The sequence below is a fragment of the Aquabacter spiritensis genome (assembly GCF_004346185.1).
GTDB lineage: Bacteria > Pseudomonadota > Alphaproteobacteria > Rhizobiales > Xanthobacteraceae > Aquabacter > Aquabacter spiritensis.
Window position 1 is genome coordinate 77,178 of the sequence record NZ_SMAI01000011.1, and the last position, 13,937, is coordinate 91,114.

9 protein-coding genes are annotated in these 13,937 nt (G+C 65.6%); 4 read left to right on the forward strand and 5 right to left on the reverse strand.

All coding sequences use genetic code 11. The features are described 5' to 3' along the window. Window positions 1-89 precede the first annotated feature (89 nt). Window positions 90-1,094 (reverse strand): 30S ribosomal protein S2, encoded by a 1,005-nt coding sequence (locus EDC64_RS16480; protein ID WP_132033357.1) that lies wholly within the window; start codon window positions 1,092-1,094, stop codon window positions 90-92. Between the two features lie 352 nt (window positions 1,095-1,446). Between EDC64_RS16480 and EDC64_RS16485 the strand changes: the two genes are divergently transcribed. Then, complete coding sequence (locus tag EDC64_RS16485; protein WP_132033584.1) at window positions 1,447-2,238, forward strand: crotonase/enoyl-CoA hydratase family protein; 792 nt, start codon at window positions 1,447-1,449, stop codon at window positions 2,236-2,238. Here the strand turns inward: EDC64_RS16485 and gcvA are convergent. From gcvA to argC, 3 genes are all read right to left on the reverse strand, one after another. Then, window positions 2,223-3,119 carry a transcriptional regulator GcvA gene (gene gcvA / locus EDC64_RS16490; protein WP_132033359.1) on the reverse strand — a complete coding sequence of 299 codons (897 nt, stop codon included), beginning with the start codon at window positions 3,117-3,119 and terminating at the stop codon, window positions 2,223-2,225. The genes EDC64_RS16485 and gcvA overlap by 16 nt on opposite strands. A 7-nt stretch (window positions 3,120-3,126) precedes the next feature. After that, window positions 3,127-6,570, reverse strand: a complete 3,444-nt coding sequence (dnaE, locus tag EDC64_RS16495; RefSeq protein ID WP_132033361.1) for a DNA polymerase III subunit alpha — start codon at window positions 6,568-6,570, stop codon at window positions 3,127-3,129. Between the two features lie 126 nt (window positions 6,571-6,696). Next, on the reverse strand, window positions 6,697-7,752 hold the full coding sequence (argC, locus tag EDC64_RS16500; RefSeq protein WP_132033363.1) for an N-acetyl-gamma-glutamyl-phosphate reductase: 1,056 nt from the start codon (window positions 7,750-7,752) through the stop codon (window positions 6,697-6,699). A gap of 195 nt (window positions 7,753-7,947) precedes the next feature. On the opposite strand from argC, the gene parE reads away from it, so the two are divergent. The 3 genes from parE (at window position 7,948) to EDC64_RS16515 (ending at window position 12,831) form a co-directional block, all read left to right on the forward strand. Continuing rightward, window positions 7,948-9,975, forward strand: coding sequence for a DNA topoisomerase IV subunit B (gene parE / locus EDC64_RS16505; protein ID WP_132033365.1), 2,028 nt, complete (start codon window positions 7,948-7,950; stop codon window positions 9,973-9,975). Window positions 9,976-10,031: 56 nt separating this feature from the next. Continuing rightward, window positions 10,032-11,597 (forward strand): bifunctional aminoglycoside phosphotransferase/ATP-binding protein, encoded by a 1,566-nt coding sequence (locus tag EDC64_RS16510; RefSeq protein WP_132033367.1) that lies wholly within the window; start codon window positions 10,032-10,034, stop codon window positions 11,595-11,597. Between the two features lie 502 nt (window positions 11,598-12,099). Continuing rightward, window positions 12,100-12,831, forward strand: coding sequence for an SDR family oxidoreductase (locus EDC64_RS16515; RefSeq protein ID WP_132033369.1), 732 nt, complete (start codon window positions 12,100-12,102; stop codon window positions 12,829-12,831). A 70-nt stretch (window positions 12,832-12,901) separates the two neighbouring features. Here the strand turns inward: EDC64_RS16515 and EDC64_RS16520 are convergent, their stop codons facing one another. Continuing rightward, on the reverse strand, window positions 12,902-13,924 hold the full coding sequence (locus EDC64_RS16520) for an ABC transporter substrate-binding protein (RefSeq protein ID WP_132033371.1): 1,023 nt from the start codon (window positions 13,922-13,924) through the stop codon (window positions 12,902-12,904). Window positions 13,925-13,937: the final 13 nt, after the last annotated feature.

The window sequence follows — 13,937 nt, forward strand, 5'->3', positions numbered from 1 at the left end:
TCTTCTTTTCGCACCACGGCCGGCCACGGTGTCCCGAGCCGGCCGCCGGGGCCATTGCCCCTCTACAGATAGGGTTCCGTCGAAGGGGGTCACTCCACCTCGGCGGAGGCCTCCTTCGCCTGGGCGATCCAGCCGTCGACGCGGCCGGGCAGACCCACTTCTTCCCCGATCAGATGCGCGTCATGAGAATCCAGAGCGGCGATCTGGCCGAGGTGGAAGATGCCCAGATCGTTCAGTTTCTGCTCGATCTCCGGGCTTACGCCCGCCAACTTCTTGAGGTCGTCGGCGACGCCACGCGGGCCGGAAAGCGGCTCGAACGAAGTCCAGATGCTGACCTCTTCGACCGGCAGGTCCTCGATCAGCGGAGCGTCGGAGGCACCGATGTCTCCAAGCTCACCGGCACCACGCGAAATTCCATCGATGGCCGCGCGGGCGACCAGATCGCAATAAAGCTGGATCGCACGGCCGGCATCGTCGTTGCCGGGCACCGGGAAGGCGATACCGTCCGGGTCGCAATTGGTGTCGAGGATCGCCGCCACCGGAATCCCGAGGCGCTGCGCTTCCTTCACCGCAATGTCTTCCTTGTTCGTGTCGATCACGAACAGGAGATCCGGCAGACCGCCCATGTCACGAATGCCGCCGAGGGCGCGCTCAAGCTTATCCTTTTCGCGGGACAGCGTCAGACGCTCTTTCTTGGTATAACCGGCCCCCTGTTCGGGACCCGACAGCATCTCCTCCAGCTTCTTCAGCCGGGCGATCGAATTGGAGATCGTCTTCCAATTGGTGAGCATCCCGCCCAGCCAGCGAGAATTGACATAATACTGCGCAGAACGCCGGGCGGCATCGGCCACCTGGTCCGCAGCCTGACGCTTGGTGCCGACGAACAGCACACGACCGCCATTGGCCACCGTGTCGGAGACGGCCTGAAGCGCGCGGTGAAGCGCCGGCACGGTCTGGGACAGGTCGAGGATGTGGATGTTGTTGCGAACGCCGAAGATGTACGGAGCCATCTTCGGATTCCAACGGTGGGACTGATGTCCAAAATGCACGCCAGCTTCAAGCAGCTGGCGCATCGAATAATCGGGAAGCGCCATTTCGTTGTTCTCCGGTTGAGCCTCCGCGGACGTACCCTCGACCCGTCGGGGACGAAGGCACCGGATGGCCGATATGGCCGAATGTCCGCGTGCGGAATGGCGCGGCTTATAGGCGAAGGGCACCAAAGAGGCAAGACCGGCGCGCGCCTGACTCAAGAACGGTCACGGCCTCAGCCTGGCCTTGACGGCAGCAGGAGCGATTTTGGTCGCTCCCCATGTACCGAGAATGCGCCCAAAGCGTTCGGGCGAATGGCACGGGTGAGCGCGTTTCACCACGGGATGCGGATTTCGCGTTTGTCGCCAACCGGCGCAGCCCGCAGCCTCCCACATGGCCACACTGTGGGAGACGCCAATGTCGAAACCTGTTCACTGCGATATCGCCGACGCCATCGCCACCCTCACCCTCAATCGTCCGGAAAAGCTCAACGCACTCAATTATGCGCTGCTGGATTCGCTGTCCTCGTTCCTCGATGCGCTCGAGACCGATGGAACCGTGCGCGCCGTCATCATCACGGGATCCGGTGACCGGGCGTTCTCCGCCGGCGCCGACATCACCCAATTCAGCCGAAGCGTTCGTCTCGGCGTACCGACGGCGGTGCGGGATTTCGTGCGCCGCGGCCAAGCCGTGACCAGCCGAATCGAAGCCTTTTGCAAGCCGGTCATCGCAGCAGTGAACGGCCTCGCCTATGGCGGCGGCTGCGAGATCGTCGAAGCGTGCCATCTTTCGGTCGCGAGCGAAAAGGCGCTGTTCGCCAAGCCGGAGATCAAGCTCGGAATGCCGCCCACGTTCGGCGGCACACAGCGTCTGCCGCGCCTCGCCGGCCGCAAGCGGGCTTTGGAAATGCTGCTGACCGGTGACGCCTTTTCGGCCCAGCGTGCGCTCGATTTGGGGCTTGTGAACGAGGTCGTGCCGCAGGGTGCGCAGTTCGCCTCGGCTCAAGCTCTCGCGCGGCGCATCCTGCGTCACTCACCGCTCGCGGTCACGGCGGTTCTGACAGCGGTGACGCGCGGCATTAACCTGTCGATCGCGGAGGGGCTGGCCGTGGAATGCGAACAGTTCGCCCGGCTCGTTCCCACGCACGATCTGCGAGAGGGGTTGGAGGCCTGGGTGGAAAAACGCCGGCCCCGCTACGCCGCATCCTGATCCGGCGCCAGTTCGCGCCTCAGCCAGGTGCGGAAAGCGGCAATCTCAGGCCGCTGCCGCGACTCCCGTTCGGTGACGAGCCAGTAGCCTGTGACCGCGGGCACAGGCGGCCCAGCCACGCCAACCAGGCGACCGGCGGCGATGTCGTCTTGCATTAAGGGCAGGCGACCTACGGCAATCCCGCCGCCTCGGGCGGCAACCTCCAAGGCGATATGGATATTGTCGAACTTCTGGCCTCGGTTGAGATCGAGCCGGTCCGGCGTGAGACCGGCGCCGACCGCCCACGCCGCCCAATCCTCCGCGACGTTCACCACATGAAGCAGAGGCGCGCCGGCGAGATCCCCCGGCCCGGCAATCTGGGGGGCGAGTGACGGCGCGCAGACCGGGACGAGGGTTTCGGAAACGAGCAGGTCCTGCGCCACGTCCGGCCAATCCCCCCGCCCCATGCGAATCGCGGCGTCGATTCCGTCGCGGGCGAGGTCGACGCGGCGGCGGCTGGTATCGAGGGTAATCTCGATATCAGGGTGACCCGCCTGAAAGCGTGCGAGCCGGGGAATCAGCCACCGCAGCCCGAAGGTCGGTGCGACACTCACGACAAGCCGCCGCGGCGCCCGGCCCGGCAGCCGTGCGCTCGCTGCCGCGAGTTGGGCGAGCGCCGACCTGACCGTTGGGAGATAGGCCTCTCCCGCCTCGGTCAAAGCGAGGCTCCGTGGACCGCGCCGAAACAGCTCTACGCCGAGCCAGGCTTCGAGCCCCTGAATGGCATGGCTCACCGCACTCGGCGTGACATGCAGTTCGTCCGCCGCTTGCTTGAAGGAAAGATGGCGCCCCGCCGCCTCGAACAGGCGAAGGGCATTCAAGGGCGGCAGGCGATAGGTCATGGCAGCCTCAGGCCGCCTCCACCGCCACCACGCCGGGGATGGCCTTGATGGCGCCGGCGATCTGGGGCGAGACGGGATAGCGGCCGTCGAGCCGAATCTCGACCTCGGCGCGCCCGTCATCCATCAGCAGAATGAGACTGACTTCGCCGTCGCCCTTCCCGGCAGTCAGGCGTTTCGCGATGCCGTCAAGCGGGTCCGGCGTGCGCATGAAGATGCGGAGGGCTTTGTGATGGCGCGAGGTCGCCGCATCGAGACGCTCGCAGGACTGGATGCGGACCCGGACGTCCTCACCCTGAAGCTCCGCGGAGACCATCATGAGAAGCGGAGTCCCAGGTTCGAGCAGGTCGCGATAATGGGCGAGCCCCTCCGAAAAAATCACCGCCTCGAAATGGCCGGAGGGATCCGAGAGGCCGACAATACCCATGCGGGTGCCGGATTTCGTGCGCCGCTCCTGACGCGAGACCACGGTCGCGGCAAGTCTTCCTGCCGCCGCGCCGGCCCGCACCGCGCGCGAAAAATCGGCAAACGGCTGAACCCGCATGCGCTGCAGCGCAGGAGCATAATCGTCCAGCGGGTGGCCGGTCAGGAAGAACCCGATCGCGTCATATTCCTTTTGGAGCCGCTCGGCGGGATCCCAAGGCGACGCCTGCGGCAACGGCAGTTCGGCCTTGACTGGTCCCGAGCCGAACATGTCGTTCTGTCCGAGCGCCCGGCCCTGCTCCTCGCGCGCGGCATGAGCCACGATCGATTCAAGGGCGGCGAAGACCCGCGCGCGGTTCGGCTCCAGCGCATCGAAACAGCCGGCGGCGGCGAGACTTTCCAGGGTCCGCTTGTTGACGGTCTTGGCCGGCAGACGACCGGCGAAATCGCCGAGATCCTTGAACGGCGTCGCGCCGCGCGCAGCGACCAGCGCGTCGACCGCGGCACCGCCGACCCCCTTGAGAGCGGCGAGGGCATAGATGATTCGCCCGTCGACGACAGCGAAAGCGCGGCCCGACAGGTTGATCGAGGGTGGGACCACCGTGATCCCCAGCCGCTGGGCCTCCTGGCGAAACTCTGCCAGCTTGTCGGTATTGCCCATGTCGAGGGTCATCGAGGCGGCGAGGAACTCGGTCGGGTAATTCGCCTTCAGCCAGGCGGTCTGGTACGCGACCAGCGCATAGGCCGCCGCGTGGGACTTGTTGAAGCCGTAATCGGCGAATTTGGCGAGCAGGTCGAAGATCGTATCCGCCTGCGCCTTCGGCACGCCGCGCTCGGCGGCGCCCGAAACGAAGCGCTCGCGCTGCTTCTCCATCTCGGCGCGGATCTTCTTGCCCATGGCGCGGCGCAGCAGGTCCGCCTCGCCGAGCGAATAGCCCGCGAGCGCCTGCGCGATCTGCATCACCTGTTCCTGGTAGATGATGACGCCGAAGGTCTCCTTCAAATATGGCTCGAGCTGAGGATGGATATAGTCCGGCTGCGCGCGGCCGTGCTTGCAGTCGCAATAGACCGGGATATTGGCCATTGGACCTGGACGGTAGAGCGCCACGAGCGCGATCAGGTCCTCGATCCGGTCGGCCTTCATATCGACCAGCGCGCGCCGCATGCCCGCGCTTTCCACCTGGAACACGCCGACCGTCTCGCCGCGCGCCAACATCGCGTAGCTCTTGGGATCATCGAGCGGGATCTGCGACATGTCGAGATCGACGCCGCGCTGGCGGATCAGCTTCGCGGCGGTCTCGATCACCGTCAGGGTCTTGAGGCCGAGGAAGTCGAACTTCACGAGCCCGGCCTGCTCCACCCATTTCATATTGTACTGGGTAACCGGCATATCGGACTTGGGGTCGCGATAGAGCGGCACCAGTTCATGCAGCGGCCGGTCTCCGATGACGATGCCGGCGGCGTGGGTCGAGGCGTGGCGGTTCAGCCCTTCGAGCCGCACCGCAATGTCGAAGGCGCGCTTGACCACGTCCTCCTGGTCACGGGCCGCTTGAAGACGTGGCTCGTCGTGGATCGCCTGCTTCAGAGTGACGGGCGCCGCGGGGTTCTGCGGCACCAGCTTGCAGAGCTTGTCGACCTGGCCGTAGGGCATTTCCAGCACCCGGCCGACATCCCGCAGGACGCCGCGCGCCTGGAGCGTGCCGAAGGTGATGATCTGGGCGACCTGGGCGCGACCATAGCGCTGCTGGACGTAATGTATCACCTCGTCGCGTCGGTCCTGGCAAAAATCGACGTCGAAATCCGGCATCGACACGCGGTCGGGATTGAGGAAGCGCTCGAACAGAAGGCCGAACCGGAGCGGGTCGAGATCGGTAATCTGAAGCGAATAGGCGACCAAAGAGCCGGCCCCGGACCCACGCCCCGGGCCCACCGGAATGTCGTGCGCCTTGGCCCATTTGATGAAATCCGACACGATCAGGAAGTAGCCGGGAAATTTCATGCGGCTGATGATCGAAATTTCGTAGGTAAGACGCTCCTGATACGTTTCGATGGAGAGTCCCGGCGCCGGGCCATGTTTGTCGAGCCGCGCGGCGAGCCCCTCGCGCGCCTGGCGCTCGAGTTCGGCAGCCTCGGCCTCCAACGGGTCGATGCCGGCCTCGGTGCCGCTGGTAAAGCGCGGCAGAATTGGTTTCACAGTCCGCACCCGATAGGCGCAGCGCCGAGCAATCTCCACCGTATTGTCGACCGCTTCCGGCAGATCGGCGAACAGGGACCGCATTTCCCCGCGGGTCTTGAAGCGGTGCTCCGGCGTCAGACGGCGGCGCTCGCCCTCGGACACCATGCGTCCTTCGGCGATGCAGATCAGCGCGTCGTGGGCGTCATAGTCGGACTGCGCCGCGAAGAACGGCTCGTTGGTGGCGACGATGGGGAGGCCGCGCGCATAGGCCAAGTCGAGCAATTGGGCCTCGACCAGACGTTCCGGGACGGTGCCGTGACGCTGGATCTCGAGATAGAGGCGGTCGCCGAACATCCCGGCCAGCCGATCGAGCCGCTGCGCCGCGACCTCCGCATGGCCGGTTGAGAGCACCCGGTCGAGGGGCCCCGCCGGTCCGCCGGATAGAGCAATCAGCCCCTCGTTCGCCTCCGCCAGCCAATCGAGGGCGATGCGCGGCTCCTCGTCGCTGGGGGTCTCGATGAAGGAGCGGGAGACCAGGGTCATCAGATTGCGCCAGCCGGCCTCACGGGCCGCGAGCAGGACGAGGCGCGGCTTGCGCACCAGCACGGGCGTCCGCTGATTGGTCGGCTCGGGCAGATCGAGTGCCACCGCGCAGCCGATGATCGGCTGGATTCCGGCCCCCGCCATCTTCTCGCTGAATTCCAGCGCCCCGAACAGATTTCCCGTGTCGGTCAGAGCCAGCGCAGGCTGCGCGTCCGCCTTCGCGAGATCGGCGAGCTTACCGAACGACAGCGCCCCCTCCAGCAGCGAATAGGAGGAGTGGACGTGCAGATGGACGAAGCCAGGATCGGGCATGAGGCTCACGCAAAGGCCGAGTCGCGCGCCGAGTTTAGAGCGCCTTCGGCACGGACGGAAACGGCCACCCGGTCCGCCGGCAGCCGTAGGATTGAACGATGCCGCGCTTCACCAGAAGCGCAAGCCTCACGGCATCAAGGCGATCTGTTCGAGCCCCATCGTCTCGGGGAAGCCGAGCACCAGATTCATGTTCTGAACCGCCTGCCCGGATGCGCCCTTCACCAGATTGTCGGTGGTGGAAACGAGGATCGCGCGGCCCGAAACGCGATCGGCGACCACGCCCATCATGACCATGTTGGAGCCGCGCACATGGCGCGACTGCGGCACCTGGCCGAACGGCAGCACATGCACGAAAGGCTCGCCCCGATAATAGTCCGCCAGCAGCCGGTGCAGATCCTCCGGCTTCGCGCCCGCGGTGCGGACATAAAGCGTCGCATAGATGCCGCGGTTCATCGGCACCAGATGCGGCACGAAGACCGGCGCGACGGGCCGGCCGGCAGCCTTGGAATATTCCTGGTCGAGTTCGCCCATATGGCGGTGCGAGCCGACGGAATAAGCATGGATCCCCTCGGACACCTCCGAGAACAGCATCGCCTCCTTGGCGCTGCGCCCCGCCCCCGACATTCCCGTTTTGCTGTCGATGACGATCGTGTCCGGATCGATCGCGCCGGCCTCGAGCAGAGGTACGACGGGCAGGATCGCGGTCGTGGTATGGCAGCCGGGATTGGCGACGAGCCGCGCCTTGCGAATCGCGTCGCGGTAGATTTCGACGAGGCCGAACGCCGCCTCTTTCTGCAGGTCGAGGGCGGCATGGGGATGGCCATACCATTTCTCGTACATGCCGGGGTCGTGAAGGCGGAAGTCGGCGGAAAGGTCGACCACCTTCACCTTCGGCGCCTTGTCGAACACCGTTTTGATGACGTCCTGCGTCGTGGCATGCGGCAGCGCGCAGAAGACGAGATCCACGCCGGAGAAATCCACTTCCTCGATCGTCACGAGGCGCGGCAGTGAGAACGGCGCGAATTGCGGGAACACGTCGGCCATAGCCTGGCCGGCTTTGCGATCGGCGGTCAACGCCACCAGTTCGGCACCGGGATGGCGCAGGAGAAGGCGCACCAGTTCGGAGCCGGTATAGCCCGAGGCGCCCAGGACCGCGATCCTCGCCTTCGATCCGTCCGCCATGGAAGCGCTCCCCGTCAAGGTTCGGATGGTGGTGCCGCAGCGCGCGGCATGAGCCTTGGCTCTCTACCCCATATTCCACCCGGGGCGAAAGACGCGGCAGCGCGGAACTGGTGCGCGTTTCCGGTCCGTTCCGCTCGCTTCGGCATCCTGACATGATATGGGAAGACGATTCGCGCCGCCGCCCGAAAGGACCCGATGTCCGATTCCGACGATCTGTTCGCTCCCAATCCCAGCCGCCCGACGCCGGCCCGCAGCCGCGCGCCCACGGTCCCGACCATGGCGAGCGATTATACCGCCGCGCATATCGAGGTGCTGGAAGGACTGGAGCCGGTGCGCCGCCGCCCAGGAATGTATATTGGCGGCACCGACGCGAAGGCACTCCATCATCTGTTTGCCGAAGTGATCGACAATTCGATGGACGAGGCGGTCGCCGGGCACGCCAGCTTCATCGAGGTGCATCTGGGCACCGACGGCTTCCTGACGGTGACCGATAACGGGCGCGGAATCCCGGTCGAGCGGCATCCGAAATTTCCCAAGAAATCGACCGTCGAAGTCATCATGACCACGCTGCATGCGGGCGGGAAGTTCGACAGCAAGGTCTACGAGACCTCGGGCGGCCTGCACGGCGTCGGCGTTTCGGTGGTGAATGCGCTGTCCGACCACCTGGAGGTCGAGGTTGCACGCAACCAGACGCTCTATCGTCAGAGCTTCTCCAAAGGAAATCCGATTGGAGCCCTCGCCGAAGTCGGCCGGGCGCCGAACCGGCGCGGCACGCGGATCCGCTTCCACCCGGATCCGGAGATCTTCGGCGCCAGCGCCCGCTTCGAACCGGCGCGCGTCTTCCGCATGGCCCGCTCCAAGGCCTATCTGTTCGGCGGTGTCGAGATCCGCTGGAGCTGCGATCCGGCGCTCCTCGCCGGCGTGTCCGGCGTGCCGGAGAAAATGACCTTCCGCTTTCCCGGCGGATTGCGCGACTATCTCGCCGCCGACCTCGAGGGCCAAACCCTGGTGCATGGCGAGATCTTCGCGGGACGGATCCAGAAGACCGGTGGCCATGGCTCGGTGGAATGGGCCGTCGCCTGGGTCGCCGATGGGGACGGCGGTATTTCCTCCTATTGCAACACCATCCCGACCCCGGACGGCGGCACCCACGAGAATGGGCTGCGCCTCATGCTCCTGCGCGGGCTCAAGGATCATGCGGAGCGCACCGGCCAGGGCAAGCGCGCGGCGGTGTTGATCGGCGACGACGTTGCCACGGGCTGCGCGGCCATGCTCTCGGTGTTCGTGCGGGAGCCGGAATTCCAGGGCCAGACCAAAGACCGGCTCGCGACCGCTGAAGCCTCACGCATCGTCGAGCAGGCGCTGCGCGATCCTTTCGATCATTGGCTCGCCGCCAATCCCGTCCAGGCCATGCGCCTGCTCGATCATGTCGTCGAGCGCGCCGAAGAGCGGTTGCGACGCCGGCAGGAGAAGGAAATCTCCCGCAAGACGGCGGTGCGCAAGCTGCGCCTGCCGGGCAAACTCGCCGACTGCTCCAACACCGAAGCGGCGGGATCGGAACTGTTCATCGTCGAGGGCGACTCGGCCGGCGGCTCCGCCAAGCAGGCCCGCGATCGCAAGACCCAAGCCGTGCTGCCGCTGCGCGGCAAGATCCTCAACGTCGCCAATGCCGGCCGCGACAAGCTCGCCCAGAACCAGCAATTGTCGGACCTGATGCAGGCGCTCGGCTGCGGCGCCCTCTCGCACTATCGGGAAGCGGACCTGCGCTACGAGAAGGTGGTCATCATGACCGATGCGGACGTGGACGGCGCGCACATCGCCTCGCTCCTCGTCACCTTCTTCTACCGCCAAATGCCGAAGCTGATCGAAGAGGGTCACCTGTTCCTCGCCGTACCGCCGCTCTACCGCATCTCGCAGGGTCCCAAGACGATCTATGCCCGGGACGACGCCCATAAGGAGCGGCTCCTGAAGACCGAGTTCTCCGGCCGCGGCAAGGTCGAAATCGGCCGCTTCAAAGGCCTGGGCGAGATGATGCCGGCGCAATTGAAGGAAACCACGATGAGCCCGCGCACCCGCACCCTCCTCCGCGTGACCATCGAGGAAGCGGCGGCGGCGGCGACCGCCGATCTGGTTGAGCGGCTGATGGGCAATAAGCCGGAAGCGCGCTTCGCCTTCATCTCCGAGCGCGCCGCCTTCGCCGACGACGAGCTTCTGGACATCTGAACCCGGCGGGGGCTTTCCCGTCCGGGACGCGCCCGCGAAAACGAGAGGCGCGGCTCATGGATGACCAGACGGAGGTTCTGCGCTTTCTCGAGAGTGCCGAGGCCCATGGTCCAGGCATCACGGTGCGCCGCGTCGAAACCCATGCAGCCTTCGTCTTCCTCGCCGGAGCAAACGCCTACAAGGTGAAGCGCGCGGTTCGGTTTCCATTTCTCGATTTCTCCACACTGGACCTGCGGCAAAAGGCGTGCCTGAACGAGATCGCGGTCAATCGCGCCAATGCCCCAGATCTCTATCTTGGCGTCGTCCCGATCACGCGCCACGCGGGCCGGCTCGCGATCGGCGGAGACGGCGAGGTGGTGGAATGGGCGGTGCATCTGCGTCGCTTCGACGAGACGCAGACGCTCGACCGAATTGCCACCGCCGGACCTCTCGGCAAGTCCCTTCTCACGCGGCTCGCCGAGCGCATCCTGGAGGCGCACGCCCGCGCACCCGTAACAACGGAGCCGGCAGCGGTCGACACTTTCCTCATCCAGGCATCGGATACGCTGCGTGCGATTTCGGAGGGCGCCGCCATTTTTCCGCGGGAGGCAGCGTTTCACTTCCAAACCGAGATGGAAACCCGACTTGCAGCCCTTCGACCCCTTCTTCTCGCGCGTTGCGCCACCGGCGAGGTGCGCCGCTGCCACGGCGATCTGCATCTGCGCAACATCGCGCTGATCGCGGGAGAACCGGTGCTCTTCGACGCGATCGAGTTCGACGACACGATTGCAACCTGTGACGTGCTCTACGATCTGGGCTTCCTTTTGATGGATCTCTGTCATCGTGGCCTCGCGGGCGACGCAAACAGGCTATTGAACCGTTATGTGTGGGGGGCCGCGGAGCCTGCGGTGCTGGTCGAAGGGCTGCGCGCGCTGCCGGTCTTCATGGCGCTGCGGGCGGCGGTGCGCACCAAAGTGGCGCTCGATCTGGCTGGGCTTTCCAGTGGCCATGCGGCGGTGCAGGACGAGGCCCGCGACGAAGCGCGCGCCTATCTCGACCTCGCTTCGACGCTGATCTCCCCTGCCCCCGCGCGGCTTCTGGTCGCGGTCGGCGGTCTCTCGGGCACCGGAAAAAGTACGCTCGCCGAAAGCCTCTGTCCGGATCTCGCGCCTCGTCCGGGGGCAATCCATTTGCGCACCGACGTGGAGCGCAAACGCATGCTCGGCTGCACGCTGAGCAACCGCTTGCCGCCCGCGGCCTATGGTTCCGACATCACCGAACGCGTTTATGCCCAGGTGCGGGACCTCTCCGCCCGCACTCTGTCGGCGGGATTCAGCGCGGTGGTCGATGCGGTCCATGCCTCCCCCGAGGAGCGCACCGCGATCGAAGACGTTGCCCGGACCGCCGGGGCGCAATTCTTGGGCCTCTGGCTGGAGGGCGCTCCGGAGGTGCTGCGCCAGCGCGTGGCAGAACGGCGCGCGGATGCCTCGGACGCGACGGTCGAGGTCGTCGACCGGCAGCTCGGCTACGAGATCGGCCCGCTCGGCTGGCATCGGCTCGACGCCACCCAGCCTGTCGCTGAAACCTGCGCGCGTGCACTGCAGCTGATCTCCGACTTAATGACCGGCAAAGGGGCAATGTGAGACGTATGCGTCGGATTGACTCCCGCTGCAGCCAAGATTGAAATCTCGCGCATTCTGGCGGTCGGCGGCCGAAGGCCGCCTTTGTCCGAGCGCGCTTCCAATCCAACGGAATCGCAGTTTTATCGGAAAGTCATTCTCATGAGGGTCTTAGATAAGAGGCAGTGTGCGGAGATCGGACGAACTGCCGGGCGAAATGTGCAGAAACTGACGGATTATCGATGACCGATCATCCAAATTCATCCGCTGATGACGGTGCGGTCGCGAGCCCCGACGGAAGCGCAGCGATCGAAAAACGGCCGTGGACACCACCGACGGCAACCGCGATCCGCCTCGTGTCGGACACGAATGGGGCACCGACCGGAACCACCTACGACACCGGAGACCGCACGTCCTGACCGCACGACAGGCATAGGGCCCTGTGCAGGAAACCGGGTTGAGCGGCTCAACAAGCCGCATCGCGATCCAGACTGGGTTAGGATCCTCCCAAATAAGGGAGGCATTCATGACCAAAACGATCCTCATCACGGGCGGCAGCCGCGGAATCGGTCGGGCGACGGTCCGGAAGGCCGCAGCGAAGGGCTGGTCCGTCGCCCTGTCCTACGTGCGCGACGCCGATGCGGCAAATCAAGCGGTGGCGGAAGCAGAGGCGGCGGGCGTCCGCGCGCGGGCGATGCAGGGCGACGTGGCCCGCGAGGAAGACGTGCTACGGATGTTCGACGACGCCGAGCGCGCGCTCGGACCGCTCGATGGCGTGGTGGTGAATTCCGGCATCGTCGCGCCGGGATCGAAGCTTGCGGACATGGACGCGGCGCGGCTGCGCCGGATGTTCGACGTCAATGTTCTGGGCGCCCTCCTCTGCGCCCGGGAGGCGGCCCGGCGGCTCAAATCGGGCGGATCGATCGTGATCGTCTCGTCGATCGCCGCCAAGCTCGGTGCGCCGTTCGAATATGTCGACTATGCCGCATCCAAAGGCGCGCTCGATACGCTGACGATCGGCCTGTCGAAGGAACTCGGGCCGGAGGGGATCCGCGTCAATGCGGTGCGTCCCGGTCTGATCGAGACCGAGATCCACGCCTCCGGCGGCAGGCCCGACCGGGCGCAGGTGCTCGGCGCGACCACGCCTATGGGGCGCGCGGGGAGCGCGGAGGAAGTCGCCGAGACGATCGTGTGGCTGCTCGGCGACGCCTCGTCTTATGTGACCGGCAGCCTTGTCGATGTGGCCGGCGGGCGGTGACGCACCGCCGTTCTCTGGGAGGCGCGGACCACCCGAGGGGCTGGGGACGCTCCCCGCCCCTCGTGCCATTTCACTTGATAGTTTCGGCAGCCGCCTTCACGAAGCGCGGATCGAAGGTCTTGGCAAGGTCGATCTTGGCGGCTTTCAGCTCGGGATCGAACTCGACCAGCATATCCAAGGCGGTCTTCATGCCGCTTTCCGGAATCAGTCCGGTGAGGGAATAGATCGGCTTCGAATTCTTTACGGCGGCGAGATAGAGGGTCTTGTCGCCGAGCAGATATTCCTGTGGCACGACCTGCGCGATATCCTCCGGGGTCGCCGTCTTCAGCCAGATGAGCGCCTTGTACAGGGCGTTGGTCAGCTTCTGCGTGGTGACGGGGTTCTCGGTGACGAAATCGCGCTTCAAGTATAGGACGGCCGCCGGGTTTGTGCCGCCGAAGATCGCCTTGTTGCCTTCTTCGGTGCGGCTGTCCGCCAGCACCACCACGTCGCCGTCGCTCTCGAGCTTGGTGATGACCGGATCGAGGTTCGACATGGCGTCGATTTCTCCGCGCTTCATCTGAGCGACGGCGGAGGCCCCGCCGCCGACCCCGACGAAGGACACGTCCTCCGGCTTCAGGCCGTTCTTGGCGAGCAGGAAATTGACGAAGAAATTGGTCGAGGAGCCGGGGGCGGTGACGCCGATCTTGGCCCCTTTGAGATCCTTCACCGCCTTGTAGGCGTCGGCGCGGTCCTTCCGCACCACCAGAACGATGCCGGGATAGCGGCCGAGCTCGATGGTTGAGACGATGTCCTGGCCCTTTGCCTGCATACGGATCGTATGCTCATAGGCCCCGGTGACGACATCCACCGACCCGCCAATCAACGCCTGGAGCGATTTCGCACCGCCGCCGAAATCGTTGATCGTGACGGCGAGGCCCTCTTCTTTGAAGTAGCCTTTGCGTTCGGCGATCGTCAGCGGCAGGTAATAGAGCAGCGACTTGCCGCCCACGCCCAGCGTCACATTTGGCTTTTCGATTTTCTGAGCCGCCGCGGAACCGGCGCTCAGCACGGCAGCGACCGCGATCAGAACGGCCTTTGCAAACATCTTCATGGGGCTTCCTCCA